The sequence below is a fragment of the Corynebacterium sp. 21KM1197 genome (assembly GCF_033783015.1).
GTDB lineage: Bacteria > Actinomycetota > Actinomycetes > Mycobacteriales > Mycobacteriaceae > Corynebacterium.
The window spans coordinates 1,241,896-1,257,722 of record NZ_CP123907.1; the positions used below are offsets into that span (position 1 = coordinate 1,241,896).

Consider the following 15,827-nt stretch of genomic DNA (forward strand, 5'->3'; position numbering starts at 1 on the left):
TCAGATTAGACCAAGCGGTCTATTACTGCAAGACCCTCGCCTGAACTGCCACGTTGAGCGTATCAAGGTACGCCCCGGCGATCTCATGCTTGCTGCCATCGGCCAACTCGGTGACTTCTGGGGTGGCCGTCTCCCCTTCCCCGCTCCCGGTGCTCCGGGAGCGCAGCAGCCAGCCGCGATTCCGCCGCTCCCCAAAGACCTTGCCCACGCCCACCTCGTTGCACATGAGCATGTCGCAGCCCTTGCGCTCCAACTTGGCCAGGCCGTAATCCAGGGCGGAATGGGTATCATCGCCGGTCTCCGCCGCAAACCCGGCGATCACCACGTGCGCGGGTATCTCGCCGCGCTCCCGGGCCTGCACCGCGCTGCGTAGAATATCAGGGTTCTCCACCAGGCGCAGCGCGCTCAGGGCCTCATCGTCGCCGCCCTTTTTCATCTTCGCCCCGGCCTGCTCGGCCGGACGGAAATCGGCCACCGCCGCCGCCATGATGATCGCGTCGGCGTGCGGGGCGTGCTCCGCCACCGCCTGTGCCATCTCCCTGGTGGATACCACGCGCTGCACCCGGGCGCCGATCGGCGCGGGCATATCCTCCGTGGCCCCGGCGATCAGGTGCACCTGTGCCCCGCGCTGCGCCGCCACCTCCGCGAGCGCAAAGCCCTGCCGCCCGGAGGACCTATTGCCCAGGTAACGCACGGGGTCAAGATTCTCTTGGGTGCCGCCGGCGGTAATCAGCACGCGCCTTCCCTCCATATCGCGCGGCAACCGCGCCCCGGCGATCACCATGCGCGCCAGATCCGCGATCTGTTCCGGCTCCGGCAGCCGCCCCGGGCCGCTATCTACCCCCGTGAGGCGGCCGGAGGCCGGTTCCAGCACCGTGATTCCCCGGCTGCGCAGCGTGGCGACGTTCGCCTGGGTTGCGGCGTTCAACCACATCTCCGTGTGCATGGCCGGGGCCACGATCACCGGGCAGGTGGCCACCAGCACCGTGGCGCTCAGCAGATCATCGGAGCGCCCCCCGGCCAGCCTGGCCAGAAGATCGGCGGTGGCGGGCGCGATCACCACGGCGTCCGCCTCCTGGCCCAGCCGCACATGCTGTACCTCATCGACCGCCTCGAACACGGAGGTGCTCACCGGGTTACCGGATAACGCCTCAAACGTCGCCGCGCCCACGAAGTTCAGCGCGCTGGGGGTGGGAATAACGCGCACCTCATCGCCGGATTCCTTGAAGTTACGCACCAGGTGGCAGGCCTTATAGGCCGCGATCCCCCCGGCCACTCCCACGATGATCTTCACGCTGCTCGTGTCCTTTCCGCATGATCCTTCAGTCGCCGCCAGGCCGGGCCCGCCGCGCATATCCGCCTCGACTCTACAGGCGTTACCGCCACCTGCCACCGCCCGACGATGGGCAACGCAAAAGGCCGCCACCCGGTGCGGGTAAGCGGCCTTGATGCGGGGAGAGCCGGAAAGCCTAACGGCCTTCCTCGTGCTCCAGGAGATCGCCGTCAATCTCACGCAGGGCGATAGACAGCGGCTTCTCCCCGGCCTCCGGGGTCACGAGCGGGCCGATGAACTCAAAGACGCCCTCATCGGCCTGCTGGTAGTAGCTGTTGATCTGGCGCGCGCGCTTGGCGGCGTAGATCACGAGGGCATACTTGGAGGAGACCTTTTCCAAAAGGCTGTCAATCGGCGGATCGGTAATACCCACCGGCGGGTCAAAAACCGGCTGCTTCTTCTCGGTCCCGTTACTCACGTTTGTCACTTACACCTTATTCATCAGTAGAAAAAGATTCCTCGGGGTATGCGCCACGGCGCCACCCCACACTACTCGCCCCGCAGGATACCACCGATGGCGGCCACGGCGGTATCAATGTCATCATTGACCACCACCTGATCGAACTCGTCCATCGCGGCCAACTCCCCGCGCGCCGTATCCAGGCGGCGGGCAATCACGTCCTCCGGCTCCGTACCCCGCCCCGTGAGGCGCTCCACGAGCACCTCCCAGGACGGCGGGGCCAGAAACACGGTGGTGGCCTCGGGCATCATCGCCTTGACGTTACGGGCACCCACCAGGTCCACCTCAACGAGGACGGGACGGCCCTCGGACAGCGCCTGCTCCACCGGAGCCGCCGGGGTGCCGGAGCGTTGCAGGCCGCCATGAATATCGGCCCACTCCAGCATTTCACCCTTATCAATGCGCTCCTGGAACTCCTCCGGGGTGACATAAAAGTAGTCCACCCCGTCCACCTCGCCCGGACGCGGGCTGCGGGTGGTCATGGAGACGCTGAAGTACAGATCGCTGACGCTCCCGCGGAGGCGATGAACCACCGTGGACTTGCCCACGGCAGAGGGGCCAGCCAACACGACTAACTGGCCCCGGGGGTTCTCGCCGACCATGAATTATTCCTCGGTGTAGCCGAAGCGATCCAACAGCGCGCGACGCTGGCGCTCGCCCAGGCCGCGCAGGCGGCGGGTGGGGGCGATCTCCAGCTCCTCCATGATCTCCTTGGCCTTGACCTTGCCCACCTTCGGCAGCGCCTCCAGGAGCGCAGACACCTTGGTCTTACCCACGATCTCATCGTCCTGGGCCTTATCCAGAACTTCCTTCAGGGTCATGTCACCGCGCTTGAGCTTTTCCTTCAGCTCAGCACGGGCCTTGCGGGCTTCGGCAGCCTTAGCAAGGGCTTCCTTGCGCTGCTCATCGGTCAGCTTCGGAAGGGCCACGGGGTTCCTCCAGTTCGTTTTTGTTTCTTTCTTTTCGGCGGTGTGCCTGGAATACCATCGCTACCTCACGCCGATGTTCGATCAGTGTAACACCGCTGGGGGCGGGCCACCGCAATCGGCGCAGGGCAGACGGGGTATCGAGCGGGAGATTCCGGCACAACTTCCCCTAAAGTAGCAGGGCAAACGCACCGGACTGACACGCGGTTAGCAATTAAGGTCAGAACCAAAAGATTCCGCGGCTTTACGCAGGTCAGAAACCTCCGGCCCCGCGCCAAGCACGGCGCGAGACACATTGGGATAGGCCAAATCCGTGCGCGCTCCCATGATTTGCGCCACGTCGCTGGCACTACCGCCCTGCGCCCCCACGCCTGGCATGAGCACCGGGCCGCCAAGCCGCTGACAATCCGGTGCCTGCGTCACCGTCGCGCCCACCACCACGCCGAGGTTGCCCAGGGCGGTATGGGCGGCGTTACGCCGCGCCACCTCGTCTACCACCTGCTGCGCAATGCTGCGCCCCTCCGCGTCCGTGTGCCCCTGCAAGGCGCGGGCCTCCGGGTTGGAGGTGGCCGCGAGGACAAAGACTCCCCTGCCGGTGGCCTCCGCGCGCTCAAAAGCGGGCTCCAAGGCCCCCACGCCCAGGTAGGGAGAGACAGTCACGGCATCGCTGCACAGGGGTGAGGCATCGTCCAGCCAGGCAGAGGCGTACCCCGCCATGGTGGAGCCGATGTCCCCGCGCTTGGCGTCCGCCACCACGAGCGCTCCCTGGGCCCTAAGCCCGGCAATGGTCTCCTCCAACACCGCAAAGCCAGCGGCCCCAAAGCGCTCATAAAACGCCACCTGGGGCTTGACCAGGCAGACCGTGGAGCCAAAGGCCTCCACGCAGCGGCGGGAAAACTCCGCCAGGCCCGCTACGGTATCGCCCAGCCCCCAGGACTCCAGGAGCCCCGGGTGGGGGTCAATGCCCACGCACAGGCGGCCGCGCTGCTCGGCAAGCTGGGCGAGGCGATCGCCAAAGGTCGGGATCACTTCTCCGCCGCCTTTGCCGCCGGGGTGTGCTCCAATTCCTGGAGAGCGCGCACGGCAAAGCCCTCGCCGCGCAGCGCCTCGATGCCCTGCACGGCGGCGGTCACGCCCTGCACGGTGGTCACCGCGGGTACGCCCACGTTCACAGCGGCCGCGCGGATGTCGTATCCATCGTGGCGTGCACCGGAGGAACCAGCGGGGGTATTGAGGATGAGGTCCATCTCACCCGCGCGGATTCGATCCAGGATGGAGCGGCCTTCCGCGCCGGCGCGAATATCGGAGCCCTTGAGCACCTCCTCGCACTCGATGCCGTTGCGGCGCAACATGCTCGCCGTACCGGCGGTGGCCAGGATCTTGAAGCCCAGGGAGGCCAGTCGCTGAATGGGGAAGATCAGGGTGCGCTTATCCCGGTTGGCCACGGAGACGAACACCGTGCCCTCGGTGGGCAGGCCGCCGAAGGCCGCGGCCTCCGCCTTGGCATAGGCGGCGCCGAAGTTCGTGGCCACGCCCATGACCTCGCCGGTGGACTTCATCTCCGGGCTGAGCAGGGTGTCCAGCATGGTGCCGTCCGGGCGACGGAAGCGGTTGAACGGCAGCACCGCCTCCTTGACGGCGATGGGGGCGTCGATAGGCAAGGAGCCGCCATCGTACTCGGTGGGGATCATGCCCTCGGCGCGCAGTTCCGCGAGGGTGGCCCCCATCATGATCCGGGAAGCCGCCTTGGCCAGGTGCACGCCGGTGGCCTTGGACACAAAGGGCACGGTGCGGGAGGCACGCGGATTGGCCTCGATGACGTACAAAATATCGTCCTTGAGGGCGTACTGCACGTTCATCAGGCCCTTCACGCCGATCCCCTGCGCCAGGGCCGCCGTGGAACGGCGCACCTTCTCGATGTCCTCCGGGCCCAGAGTCATGGGCGGCAGCGCACAGGCGGAATCGCCGGAGTGGATACCGGCCTCCTCGATGTGCTCCATCACACCGGCCAGGTACACCTCGGTGCCATCGGAGAGCGCGTCCACGTCAATCTCGATGGCGTTGTCCAGGAAGCGATCCACCAGCACCGGGTGATCGGAGGTGAGTTCCGTGGCGCGCTCGATGTAACTGCTCAAGGAGGACTCGTCGTAGACGATCTCCATGCCGCGCCCGCCCAGCACGTAGGAGGGACGCACGAGCACCGGGTAGCCGATGGTGGCGGCGACCTCGCGGGCCTCGCTAAACGACGTCGCGGTGCCAAAGGCCGGGGCCGGAAGCTCGGCGCGGCGCAGCACCTCACCGAACTCGCCGCGATCCTCGGCCAGGTTGATGGACTCCGGCGTGGTGCCCACCACCGGCACCCCCGCGGCCTCCAGGCGCTCGGCCAGGCCCAGGGGCGTTTGCCCGCCGAGCTGCACGATTACGCCCGCCACCGTGCCGGACTGGCTCTCCGCGTGGTACACCTCCATGACGTCCTCGAAGGTCAGCGGCTCGAAGTAGAGGCGATCGGCGGTGTCATAGTCCGTGGACACGGTCTCCGGGTTGCAATTGACCATCACCGTCTCATACCCCACCCGGGACAGTTCCAGGGCCGCGTGCACGCAGGAATAATCGAACTCGATGCCCTGCCCGATGCGGTTGGGCCCGGAGCCCAGGATGATGACCTTCTCCTTATCCCGCTGCGGGGTCACCTCGGACTCCGCGGCCGGGTCCAACTCATAGGCGGAGTAGTGATATGGGGTGCGAGCCTCGAACTCCGCGGCGCAGGTATCCACCGTCTTGTACACCGGGCGAATACCCAGCGACCAGCGCAGGCGGCGCACGCCCTCCTCCCCGGCGAACTCGGGACGCAGGCGGGCAATCTGGGCGTCGGAAAGCCCAAAGACCTTGGCGCGGCGCAGCAGATCCTCGGTGAGCACCTGAGCCTGGGTGAGTTCCTCGCGGAAGGACACCAGTTCCGCCAGTTCCGCCAGGAACCAGGGGTCGATGCCGGAGGCCTCGTGAATCTGCTCGATGCTGGCTCCCCAGCGCAGCGCCAGTTCCACGTCATACATGCGCCCCTCGGTGGGCCGCCGCAGGTCCGCCAGCACCTCCTCCACGGAACCGAACTCCGGGTCGGGTGCGGTCCAGAAACCGGCCTGCTTCTGCTCCAGGGAGCGCATGACCTTGTTCAGACCCGCGATGTAATTACGGCCGATGCCCATCGCCTCGCCCACGGACTTCATGGTGGTGGTCAAGGTGTCATCGGAACCCACGAACTTCTCAAAGGCAAAGCGCGGGGCCTTGACGATCACGTAGTCCAGGGTGGGCTCAAAAGCCGCCGGGGTGACTCCCGTGATGTCATTGGTGATCTCATCGAGGGTGTAGCCGATGGCGAGCTTGGCGGCGATCTTGGCGATGGGGAAGCCCGTGGCCTTGGAGGCCAGCGCCGAGGAACGCGATACGCGCGGGTTCATCTCAATGGTGATCAGGCGACCATCGCGGGGATTGAGGGCGAACTGAATGTTGCAGCCGCCGGTGTCCACGCCCACCTCGCGGATGATCGCGATGCCCTGATCGCGCATCTTCTGGTACTCGCGGTCCGTGAGCGTCATCGCCGGGGCCACCGTCACGGAATCGCCGGTGTGCACGCCCAGGGCGTCCACGTTCTCGATGGAGGCGATAACCACCACGTTATCGTCCCCATCGCGCATGAGTTCTAGCTCGTATTCCTTCCAGCCGAGGATGGATTCCTCGATGAGCACGTTGGCCTCCGGGGAGGCCGCAAGGCCGCCACCGGCGATGCGCTCCAGGTCCTCCTCATCAAAGGCTAGGCCGGAACCCAGGCCGCCCATCGTGAAACTGGGGCGCACCACCACCGGCAGGCCCAGCTCCGCCACCGTCTCGTGCACCTCCTCCATGCTGTGGCACACGCGCGAGCGCGCGGACTCGCCACCGATGGAGGCCACGATGTCCTTAAACTTCTGGCGATCCTCGCCGCGCTCGATGGCCTCAATATCGGCGCCGATGAGTTCCACGCCGTACTTCTCCAGGATGCCCTGGCGATCCAACTGAATGGCGGCGTTCAGCGCCGTCTGCCCACCCAGGGTGGCCAGCACCGCGTCGATGGGGTGGCCCTGCTCGGCCTCCTTGGCAAAGATCTTGTCGATGTACTCCGGGGTGATCGGCTCCACGTAGGTGTGATCCGCGAACTCCGGGTCCGTCATGATCGTGGCCGGGTTGGAGTTAATCAGGGTGACCCGCAGGCCCTCCTCCTTGAGCACGCGGCAGGCCTGGGTGCCGGAATAATCGAACTCGCAGGCCTGGCCGATCACGATGGGCCCGGAGCCGATGACCAGGACGTGATTAATATCGTTGCGCTTGGGCATGAGATTCCTTAACTTACCTTCCTGGTCTGCTTACTTCTGGGCGTGCTCGGCCATGAGATCAATGAACTGATCGAACAGCGGGCTGGCATCATGCGGGCCGGCGGCGGCCTCCGGGTGGTATTGCACCGAATACGCCAGGCCGTTTTCCAGGGCTACGCCCTCCACCACGTCATCGTTGAGGCACACGTGGGTGACCTTGGCCGGGCCAAAGTCCGTGTCAAAGACCTCCCCCGCCTTGCCCTTGAGCGCAAAGCCGTGGTTCTGGGAGGTGATGTCAATCTTTCCGGTGACCACGTTGAGCACCGGGACGTTAATCCCCCGGTGCCCAAACTTCATCTTGTACGTCTCCATGCCCAGGGCGCGACCCAGGATCTGGTTGCCAAAGCAGATGCCAAAGAACGGGATCTTCTTTCCCAGCACCTCGCGCACCACGGCCACCATGTCATCGGCGGTGGCGGGATCGCCGGGGCCGTTGGACACAAAGACCCCGTCTGGGCGGTACTGCTCGATGTCCGCCCAGGTGGCGGTGGAGGGCACCACCACGGTGCGCACGCCGCGAGCGGCGAAGTTGCGCGGGGTATTGGTCTTGATGCCCATATCAAAGGCCACCACCGTGTAGCGGTGCTCGCCCTCCGGCTCCACCACGTAGGGCTCCTGGGTGCTCACCTGCGCGGAAAGATCCGCACCCTCCATCGCGTCCTGCCCCGCCACCAGGCGCACCAGTTCCTCCACCGGGCGCTCGGCCTCCGCGCCGGAGAAGATACCGGCGGCTACCGAACCCTTATCGCGCAGGTGGCGCACCACGGTGCGAGTGTCCACGCCGCGAATACCCACGATCCCCTGCTTCTCCATCTCCTCGCTCAGACTGCGGGAGGCCCGCCAGTTGGATACCCGAGCGGAGAGATCGCGGATCACCAGGCCCGCCACCCAGATGCCGCGATCACGGGATTCATCGTCCTCATCGTTCCAGCCGGTGTTGCCGATCTGCGGGGCCGTGGCCACCACGATCTGCCGGTGGTAGGAGGGGTCGGTCATGGTCTCCTGGTAGCCGGTCATGCCGGTGGTGAACACGGCCTCGCCCAAGGTGGAACCCACCTTGCCCAGGCTGTATCCGCGGAAGGAGCGGCCGTCGGCAAGCACCAAAACGGCGGGAACGGGCGGTGTAGACGTCACAGTATTGACCTTTCGGTTATGCGTGCTGGGCTGCTGCTTCTTATCCCCCATTATGCTAACCCTCCCCCATGATGTACCGCTGCCTTCACGCAGCTGGTGTGCCGGTGCGCGATGGGCACGACGACGCCTTGCGCGCGCGTCTGACTCATCGTGACCTCCTTTCCCGCCTCTCTGTGCGGCCCTTAAAGGATGTCCAGTGATTAACCATGATGACCCTCGCCAAAAAGGATCCCCGCAAGCATATCACCGCGACTTGGCTACAGTGGTGCCCAGACCGTTTCTTAAGCCATACCCCAAGGAGATGCGTGACTCACCCCGAACACGACACCCCCATCGCCCCCGTATCCGAGCAGTCCGTGGTGGACATCTTGGAGGCGGAAAACCTCGATTACCGGCTGCAACAGGACCCCGCGCCGATGGTGCGCACCGGCTTTACCAACGCCGCCGTATCCTTTGCCATCGAGGGCGATTACCTGCTGTGCGACTCCATGTGGCGCGGCCAGGTGGACGCCCAGCGCGCCGCCACGGCCCTGGCCGCCGTCAATGAATGGAACCTCACGCAACTCGCCCCCACCCTGCGCTTCTTCGAGTCCGCCCCCGGCACGCTCGCCTTTTCTGCTTGCCGACGCCTCCACATCGCCCACGGCCTCAGCCGCAACCAGACGGGGGCCTTTGTGATGTCCACCCTGGACTCCATCGTGGCCTGCTTCCAGTGGCTTGAGGCCCAGTTCCCCGAGGCGATCACCTGGGATCAGCCGCACGAAAACCACGGCACAAACAGCACGGAGGGCACAGGCCACAGCAACGAGGACATCGAGGAGGAGAAGTAAATGACCGAGCAAATTCCCGCCCTGACCTTCGAGCGCGTGACGGAAGCCATGAAGGGCTTTAATATCACGCTGTGGCCCACCGAGGATCCCAACGTGGGCACGGCCAACCTCAACGGCTTCCGGGTGACCTTTGCCCTGCTGAACTCGGTGCTCATCGTGCGCGCCGATAACCCCACCGACCTCGCCTCCGACTCCGGTATTCCCACCCTGCACCTGGCGGCCAACCAGGTGAACTGCTCGGGCTTTGGGGTCAAGGCCGTGGTGGCCGACCGGGAGGAAAACCTGGTGGTGCGCACCGAGTGCGATCTTCCCATTGCCGCAGGTATCTCCGATGAACAACTCACCGCCGCCCTGCGCGGGGCCGTGGACGAGGTTCTTGCGGGCCAGGATCGCGTGGCCCAGGCCGCCGAGGGTTTGCTCACCCAGCAGGACCAGAGCACGGAAAACCAGGCGGATTAGGCTCCGCCTGCTTCCCGCCTACTCGGCCTCCTGGGCTCCGTTCGCGGTGCCCTCGGTGCCCCCGATGGTCTCGACATCCTCGGTGGGAGGCTCCGGGGTTGCGTCGGGGTCCTCGGCCGTTTCGGCGGCGGTGTCAGCCGCAGCATCATCGCGGACCGAGGCCCGGACCTCATCGAGGTTCTCGGCTACGTCATCCAGCACGGCGTGGATATACGGCGCGCCCTGCTCGCCGGAATATTCGCTGGCGATCTCCACGCCCTCCACCACGGCGGTGGCCGTGGGGACGTCCGGGTTGAAGATTAACTCCCACACCGACATGCGCAAGATGGCGCGATCCACCGCAGGCAGGCGACCTAGTTCCCATTGATCGCTGAGGAAGCGCACAATCACGCTGTCTAGCGCGTCTAGTTCCTCCGCCGCACCCAGCACGATCTGCCTGGTGTACTGAGCGATGGGAGCCACCTGATTCTCCGGCACCCGCGCCAACTCCGTGCGATCCTCCACGATGCGCATGGGATCAATATCGCGGGCCTCCGCCTCAAAGAGGACGTCCACCGCGCGGCGGCGGGCCTTATAGCGAGCGCCGTGACGGCGCCACTTTTCCTGGCGTTTGGTCACGGTGGCCACTTAGTTGTTCACGCGGGAAAGGTACTCGCCAGAGCGGGTATCCACCTTGAGCACGTTGCCCGTCTCGATGAACAGCGGCACCTGGATCTCCGCGCCGGTCTCCAGGGTGGCGGGCTTGGTGCCGCCGGTGGAGCGATCGCCCTGCAAACCGGGATCGGTGTGCTCCACCTTGAGGTCCACGGACACGGGCAGCTCGGCAAAGAGCGGCTCCTCGTCGTGGAAGGACACCTGCACGCGCATGTTCTCCAGCAGGAAGCGAGCGGCGTCACCAAACTTCTCCGCGTCCAGTTCCACCTGGTCAAAGGTCTTATCGTCCATGACCACGTAGTTGGTGCCATCGTGGTACAGGTACGTCATATCGCGGCGATCCACGTTGGCGGTCTCCACCTTGACGCCGGCGTTCCAGGTCTTATCCACCGTCTTGCCGGAGACAACGTCCTTGAGCTTGGTGCGCACAAAGGCCGGGCCCTTACCCGGCTTCACGTGCTGGAACTCAATGATCTGTTGCAGCTTGCCGTCGATCTTGAGCACAAGACCGTTCTTGAAATCAGCGGTGGTTGCCACTTAGCGGTTCTCCCTCGTGTGATCTGGTGTGATCCGGTATCTAACTGTGCCAGTCTACAACACCGTCAGGTCCTTGCTCACCCTGGTGATCACTTCCGGGGCACCCGGCGTGATGATGAGCGTATCCTCGATGCGCACCCCGCCCCGGCCCGGAACGTAGATACCCGGCTCGATGGTCAGCGTCATGCCCTCGCGCAGTTCTCCCTCCCCCGCCGAGGAGGCATAGGGCCCCTCGTGGACCTCAAGGCCCACGCCGTGCCCGGTGGAGTGAACGTAATACTCCCCGTACCCGGCCTCCTCGATGATCTCCCTGGTGGCGCGATCGACGTCGGCAAGCGCCGTGCCCACCGTGGCGGCCTCCACACCGGCGGCCTGCGCCCGCTTGACCACCTCGTAGATCTCCGTGGAAAACTCATCGGCCTTGCCCATCACCACGGTGCGGGTCATATCGGAGTTAAAGCCCCCCAGGAAGGCACCAAAGTCCAGGGTCACCAGATCGCCCGATTGCAGCAGGCGATCCCCGGCCCCGTGATGAGGCTTGGCGGAATTGGGCCCGGAGGCAATGATGGTGTCAAAGCTCGTGCGCTCCGCTCCCGCCTTGCGCATCCGATATTCCAGATCGGCGGCAATATCGCGCTCCGAGCGCCCCACCGCCAACTCCCCGGCCGCAAGCAGATCGCGGTACGCCTGGGAGGCCAGTTCCGCCACCTCCCGCAGGCTCTCCAACTCGCGGTGATCCTTAATCAGGCGTAGTTCCTCCACCACACCACGCACGGGTACCAGGGTGACATCCTCCCCGGCGGCCTTTTTCAGGGCCTCCCACTGCGCCACGCTTATCTCATCGGCCTCGATCCCCACGCGGCGCGGCCCCTCCACGCGGGAAAGCAGGGCCTCGGCGCAGGGGCGCGCGATGAGCGCCTCAATATCGGGCACCTCCTCGGCCACCTGCGTGGTGTAGCGCCCGTCCGTGGAAATCTGTGGGTTGAGGTCCTTGGAAAGCATGAGCGCGGCATTGGACCCGGTGAAACCGGAAAGATACTGCACGTGAATGAGGTTGGTCACCAGCATCATGTCAATGCGCTGCCCCGCCAGGCGCGCCGAAAGGGTGCGGCGACGCTGGGAATAACGGGTATCGGCTAAGGCCATCGTGTCCTCCTTGTATGAACCTTGGATTCTCCGGGTAAATGATCGTTGTCGGTGATCCTCAACGCTTAGTCTAGGCTTTCCCACCGCTGGCCTCAGTGATTTTGTGGCGTTGCGCGCACCACCTGCCCCCGGCAGCCACCCCCGCCCCCGAGGCTCCGCACCGCCGGGGCGTCGGGGCGCCACCAGCGTGCGCCTTATCACCGCATCAGCGCGGGGCGGAGCTGATACAGAGCTAGCGCAGGTTAGCGCACGTTAGCGCCGGGCAAAGTACCCCAGGGCCGCTCGGTATCCCTCCACCCCCAGGCCCGCGATCACCGCGAGCGCGATGGGAGAGAGATAACTGTGGTGCCGGAACTCCTCGCGCGCATGCACATTGGAGATGTGCACCTCTATGAAGCCGGGGCCGTCGGTGACCTCCGCGAGGGCGTCGCGTAGCGCCACCGAGGTATGCGTCAAGCCTCCTGGGTTGATGATCACGGCCCAGCCCTCGTCGGCGGCCTCGTGTACCCACTCGATGAGCACGTGCTCCGCGTTGGATTGGCGGCATTCCACCTCAAGGCCCAGCCCGTGGGCCTCCGCCGCGATCATCTCCTCCACCTGCGCCAGCGTGGTGGAGCCGTAGATGTGCGGCTGGCGCTTACCCAGGCGGTTGAGGTTGGGGCCGTTGAGCACCAGAATCTTGGTCATGCCGTGGTCTCCTCGAAGCGGTCGTCACCGCCGAGCGCCCGATAGGCCGCCCGAAGTTCTTCCTCGCTGGGGCCCTCCAGGCGAGTCACGTCCCCCGGCTCCCCGTGGAGAACCACAAACCGTATGGTGCCCTCGCGGTTCTTCTTATCCTTGGTCATTGCGGAGTGCAGGGCCGCAAAATGCCCCTGCTCATAGGTGGTGGGCAACCCCACGGACTGAAGAATATCGCGGTGCCTGCGCACCAGGGAGGCGCTGATCAGGCCGCGAGAATGGGCGAGGTGCGCCACGAACATCATGCCCACGGACACCGCCGCGCCGTGCCGCCAGCGGTAATCCTCGCGCAATTCCACCGCATGACCAAAGGTATGGCCGTAGTTGAGGATTTCCCGCAGGCCGGACTCCTTCAAATCCTCCCCCACCACCTGGGCCTTCACCCGCACGGAGCGCTCGATGAGTTCCGGCAGGAGGCCCTCGGGGTCCAGGGCCGCGGCGGGATCGGATTCATAGCGTTCCAGGATCACCGGATCCGCGATGAACCCCGTCTTGATGATTTCCGCGGAGCCCGCCACGATCTCCTCCTTGGGGAGGGTACGCAGGTAATCGAGGTCGATGAGCACCGCTGTGGGCTCGTGGAAGGCCCCCACCAGGTTCTTACCCAGGGCGGTATTGATGCCCGTCTTTCCGCCCACGGCGGCGTCCACCATCGCCAGCAGCGTGGTGGGCACCTGCACCACGCAAATACCCCGCATCCATGTGGCCGCCGCAAAGCCCGCCACGTCCGTGACGGCCCCGCCGCCCAGGCCCACCACGGTGTCGCGGCGCGTCCATCCGGCCTCTCCCAGGCGATCCCAGATCATGCCCAGGGTGTCCAGGCTCTTACCGGCCTCCGCGTCCGGCACCTCGATAAGGATGCTCTCCGGCCCGCACACCTTAGCCAGTTCTTCCGCCGCCGGGCGCATGACTGGTTGGTGAATAATCGCGGCGCGGCCACGAACCTCGTCGCTCACCCGCCGCCCCAACCCGGAGCCGATGGTCACGGTATAGGGCTGGGGGCCTCGTACCTCAATGCTGGGCATGGTTTTCTCTCCGATCGCCTTATTGCTCTACATCAAGAATCGCCAGGATTCGGGACACCACCTGGGCGGGGGTACGACCATCGGTGCGCACCCGGTGGGTGGACACCTCCTGGTACCACGGCTCGCGCTGCTCTAGGAGGTTGCGATAGCGCTCGGCGGGGTCCTCGGCCTCCAATACCGGGCGGGTACCCTCCGCGAGGGTGCGCCGCACCCCCTCCTCCGCACTCACGTCCACCCACACCACCACGTGTTCCCGCAGGGCCTCGCGGCTCTCGGGGTGGGTCACCGCCCCGCCGCCCAGGCTCACCACGCCGCCGTGATCGAGAGCCCGGGCCACGTGCCGGGCCTCCACCTCGCGGAAAGCGGGCTCCCCCAGGTCCACAAAGGCCTCGCCGCAGGGCTTGCCACATTCCTGCGCGATGAGTTCATCGGTATCCAGCACCGGCAGGTTCAGGGCGTTACCCAGGCGGCGGGCCACCGTGGACTTCCCCGCACCCGGGGGGCCCACCAGGATCACTGCGGGGCTCATCGAACCTCCCCCTCGGTAGCATCATCGCCTGCAAAGGCCAGCCTGCGCCGCACGCCCGCCAGATACTCCTGGGCGTTACGGCGCGTCTCCGGGAGGGAATCGCCGCCGAACTTGTGCAACACCGCGCGCGCCAGCACCAGGGCCACCATCGCCTCGGCCACCACAGCCCCGGCGGGAACAGCGCACACGTCGGAGCGCTGATGAATAGCGGAGGCCGCCTCCCCGGTGGCCATGTCCACCGTGCGCAGGGCGCGCGGCACGGTGGAGATCGGCTTCATCGCGGCGCGCAGGCGCAGCACCTGGCCATTGGTCATGCCGCCCTCCAGGCCACCGGCCCGGTTGGTGGTGCGTTCCACGCCGTCCTCGGTGCGCACCATCTCATCGTGGGCCTCGCTGCCCCGGCGGCGCGCCTCCTCAAAGCCATCGCCCACTTCCACGCCCTTGACGGATTGAATCCCCATCAGGGCGGAAGCCAGTTGGGCATCGAGGCGATCGTCCCCGGAGACGTGGGAACCCAGGCCGATCGGCAGGCCGTGCACCACCACCTCCACGATCCCGCCGAGGGTATCGCCGGACTTCTTGGCTGCCTCAATCTCCGCGATCATGGAGGCCTCCGCTTCCGCATCGCAGGCGCGCACCGGGGAGGCGTCGATAGCCTCCAGGTCGCTCGGCTGCGGCTGCCCCTGGGAGGGCTGCGAGGCGCCGATGGAGATCACGTGGGAGATCACCTCCACGCCCAGCACCTCGCGGAGGAAGTTGCGCGCCAGGGTGGCGGCGGCCACGCGAGCGGCGGTCTCCCGCGCGGAGGAGCGCTCCAGCACCGGGCGAGCCTCCTCGAACCCATACTTGACCATGCCTGAAAAATCCGCGTGGCCGGGGCGCGGGCGCGTCAGGGCAGCGCCGCGGCCGGAGTTCATCGCCGCAGCAACCTCGGGATCGGAGGTATCCACCGGGTCGGCGGACATGATGGTAGTCCACTTGGGCCACTCGGTGTTACCGATCATCACGGATACCGGGCTGCCCAGCGTCAGCCCGTGGCGCACACCGCCCAAGATCGTGACCTCGTCCGCCTCGAACTTCATGCGCGCGCCCCGGCCGTATCCGAGGCGGCGGCGCGCCAACTGGCTAGCAATATCCTCACGAGTGAGCGGGACACCGGCCGGCATGTGCTCCACCAGCGCGATCAGCGCCTGGCCGTGTGATTCCCCAGAGGTAGTCCAACGAAGCATGCTCACCATTCTTTCACATCGCCGCGCCACACAGCGCAGATACAACCATCGACGGCCCGTGCGGCACCCTGCCGCGTCGCAACACCGCCATCAGGAGCAGGGAGGCTATCGACGCCCCCACCACCGCCACGCACCACCCCGGTACCCCGCTTCCCGCGCAGACCAGCACGCCCAGGCTGGCCGCCAGCTTCACATCTCCCCCGCCGACGCCGCGCACCACCCACCCCACCAGGAGGTACAACGCGGCCCACGCCACCCCGCCGCCGATCCACCACGGCTGGTGACAAAACAGCGCCCAGGCCCAGGACACCGCGACGCCCGGCAGCGTCAGCACATTGGGTAATATCCCCTGGCGCGCGTCCCACCAGATGAGCGCGCCGAGCCATAATCCCACCCCGATAGAAAACCCCCACATGGTCGC

17 protein-coding genes are annotated in these 15,827 nt (G+C 66.1%); 2 read left to right on the plus strand and 15 right to left on the minus strand.

Annotated features, from left to right (window positions below; translation table 11 throughout):
• Positions 1–22: 22 nt before the first annotated feature.
• The 7 genes from coaBC to carA all read right to left on the minus strand — a co-directional run bounded on the left by coaBC (position 23) and on the right by carA (position 8,310).
• Positions 23–1,354 carry a bifunctional phosphopantothenoylcysteine decarboxylase/phosphopantothenate--cysteine ligase CoaBC gene (gene coaBC, locus OLW90_RS06030; RefSeq protein WP_319649171.1) on the minus strand — a complete coding sequence of 444 codons (1,332 nt, stop codon included), beginning with the start codon at positions 1,352–1,354 and terminating at the stop codon, positions 23–25.
• Positions 1,355–1,469: 115 nt separating this feature from the next.
• Positions 1,470–1,760, minus strand: coding sequence for a DNA-directed RNA polymerase subunit omega (gene rpoZ, locus OLW90_RS06035; protein ID WP_319649173.1), 291 nt, complete (start codon positions 1,758–1,760; stop codon positions 1,470–1,472).
• A 62-nt stretch (positions 1,761–1,822) separates the two neighbouring features.
• Positions 1,823–2,395 (minus strand): guanylate kinase, encoded by a 573-nt coding sequence (gmk, locus tag OLW90_RS06040; protein WP_319649175.1) that lies wholly within the window; start codon positions 2,393–2,395, stop codon positions 1,823–1,825.
• Between the two features lie 3 nt (positions 2,396–2,398).
• Positions 2,399–2,722: an integration host factor, actinobacterial type gene (gene mihF, locus OLW90_RS06045; protein ID WP_055121827.1), complete on the minus strand. Its 324-nt coding sequence runs from the start codon at positions 2,720–2,722 to the stop codon at positions 2,399–2,401.
• 204 nt (positions 2,723–2,926) lie between these two features.
• On the minus strand, positions 2,927–3,748 hold the full coding sequence (pyrF, locus tag OLW90_RS06050; RefSeq protein ID WP_319649179.1) for an orotidine-5'-phosphate decarboxylase: 822 nt from the start codon (positions 3,746–3,748) through the stop codon (positions 2,927–2,929).
• Complete coding sequence (gene carB, locus OLW90_RS06055) at positions 3,745–7,086, minus strand: carbamoyl-phosphate synthase large subunit (protein ID WP_319649181.1); 3,342 nt, start codon at positions 7,084–7,086, stop codon at positions 3,745–3,747. The genes pyrF and carB overlap by 4 nt, the downstream gene beginning before the upstream one ends.
• A gap of 30 nt (positions 7,087–7,116) precedes the next feature.
• Complete coding sequence (gene carA, locus OLW90_RS06060; protein WP_319649183.1) at positions 7,117–8,310, minus strand: glutamine-hydrolyzing carbamoyl-phosphate synthase small subunit; 1,194 nt, start codon at positions 8,308–8,310, stop codon at positions 7,117–7,119.
• 254 nt (positions 8,311–8,564) lie between these two features.
• Here carA and OLW90_RS06065 point away from each other — a divergent pair, with 254 nt between their 5' ends.
• Positions 8,565–9,089 (plus strand): YbjN domain-containing protein, encoded by a 525-nt coding sequence (locus OLW90_RS06065; protein WP_319649185.1) that lies wholly within the window; start codon positions 8,565–8,567, stop codon positions 9,087–9,089.
• Positions 9,090–9,548 carry a YbjN domain-containing protein gene (locus OLW90_RS06070; protein ID WP_319649187.1) on the plus strand — a complete coding sequence of 153 codons (459 nt, stop codon included), beginning with the start codon at positions 9,090–9,092 and terminating at the stop codon, positions 9,546–9,548.
• Positions 9,549–9,566: 18 nt separating this feature from the next.
• Here OLW90_RS06070 and nusB read toward each other — a convergent pair whose 3' ends face one another.
• The 8 genes from nusB to OLW90_RS06110 form a co-directional block, all read right to left on the minus strand.
• A complete protein-coding gene (nusB, locus tag OLW90_RS06075; protein WP_319649189.1) occupies positions 9,567–10,166 on the minus strand; it encodes a transcription antitermination factor NusB in 600 nt (199 codons plus the stop codon).
• 9 nt (positions 10,167–10,175) lie between these two features.
• Complete coding sequence (gene efp, locus OLW90_RS06080; protein WP_319649190.1) at positions 10,176–10,739, minus strand: elongation factor P; 564 nt, start codon at positions 10,737–10,739, stop codon at positions 10,176–10,178.
• Between the two features lie 54 nt (positions 10,740–10,793).
• Positions 10,794–11,885, minus strand: a complete 1,092-nt coding sequence (locus OLW90_RS06085; protein WP_319649193.1) for an aminopeptidase P family protein — start codon at positions 11,883–11,885, stop codon at positions 10,794–10,796.
• Positions 11,886–12,137: 252 nt separating this feature from the next.
• Complete coding sequence (aroQ, locus tag OLW90_RS06090) at positions 12,138–12,572, minus strand: type II 3-dehydroquinate dehydratase (RefSeq protein ID WP_319649194.1); 435 nt, start codon at positions 12,570–12,572, stop codon at positions 12,138–12,140.
• Positions 12,569–13,648 carry a 3-dehydroquinate synthase gene (gene aroB / locus OLW90_RS06095; RefSeq protein WP_319649195.1) on the minus strand — a complete coding sequence of 360 codons (1,080 nt, stop codon included), beginning with the start codon at positions 13,646–13,648 and terminating at the stop codon, positions 12,569–12,571. The genes aroQ and aroB overlap by 4 nt, the downstream gene beginning before the upstream one ends.
• Positions 13,649–13,667: 19 nt before the next feature.
• Positions 13,668–14,177, minus strand: coding sequence for a shikimate kinase (locus tag OLW90_RS06100; RefSeq protein WP_319649196.1), 510 nt, complete (start codon positions 14,175–14,177; stop codon positions 13,668–13,670).
• Positions 14,174–15,406 carry a chorismate synthase gene (aroC, locus tag OLW90_RS06105; protein ID WP_319649197.1) on the minus strand — a complete coding sequence of 411 codons (1,233 nt, stop codon included), beginning with the start codon at positions 15,404–15,406 and terminating at the stop codon, positions 14,174–14,176. The genes OLW90_RS06100 and aroC overlap by 4 nt, the downstream gene beginning before the upstream one ends.
• 13 nt (positions 15,407–15,419) lie before the next feature.
• The gene (locus tag OLW90_RS06110; protein ID WP_319649198.1) at positions 15,420–15,821 is read right to left on the minus strand and encodes a prepilin peptidase; all 402 of its coding nucleotides are present in this window, start codon (positions 15,819–15,821) and stop codon (positions 15,420–15,422) included.
• Positions 15,822–15,827: the final 6 nt, after the last annotated feature.

What these genes read in the sequence shown, in the direction of transcription:
- aroQ (WP_319649194.1), bottom strand. Translation starts at nt 12,572, where the DNA reads ATGACCAAGATTCTGGTGCTCAACGGCCCCAACCTCAACCGCCTGGGT.
- OLW90_RS06100 (WP_319649196.1), bottom strand. Translation starts at nt 14,177, where the DNA reads ATGAGCCCCGCAGTGATCCTGGTGGGCCCCCCGGGTGCGGGGAAGTCC.
- carB (WP_319649181.1), bottom strand. Translation starts at nt 7,086, where the DNA reads ATGCCCAAGCGCAACGATATTAATCACGTCCTGGTCATCGGCTCCGGG.
- aroC (WP_319649197.1), bottom strand. Translation starts at nt 15,406, where the DNA reads ATGCTTCGTTGGACTACCTCTGGGGAATCACACGGCCAGGCGCTGATC.
- gmk (WP_319649175.1), bottom strand. Translation starts at nt 2,395, where the DNA reads ATGGTCGGCGAGAACCCCCGGGGCCAGTTAGTCGTGTTGGCTGGCCCC.
- coaBC (WP_319649171.1), bottom strand. Translation starts at nt 1,354, where the DNA reads ATGCGCGGCGGGCCCGGCCTGGCGGCGACTGAAGGATCATGCGGAAAG.
- OLW90_RS06085 (WP_319649193.1), bottom strand. Translation starts at nt 11,885, where the DNA reads ATGGCCTTAGCCGATACCCGTTATTCCCAGCGTCGCCGCACCCTTTCG.
- OLW90_RS06070 (WP_319649187.1), top strand. Translation starts at nt 9,090, where the DNA reads ATGACCGAGCAAATTCCCGCCCTGACCTTCGAGCGCGTGACGGAAGCC.
- aroB (WP_319649195.1), bottom strand. Translation starts at nt 13,648, where the DNA reads ATGCCCAGCATTGAGGTACGAGGCCCCCAGCCCTATACCGTGACCATC.
- OLW90_RS06110 (WP_319649198.1), bottom strand. Translation starts at nt 15,821, where the DNA reads ATGTGGGGGTTTTCTATCGGGGTGGGATTATGGCTCGGCGCGCTCATC.
- carA (WP_319649183.1), bottom strand. Translation starts at nt 8,310, where the DNA reads ATGGGGGATAAGAAGCAGCAGCCCAGCACGCATAACCGAAAGGTCAAT.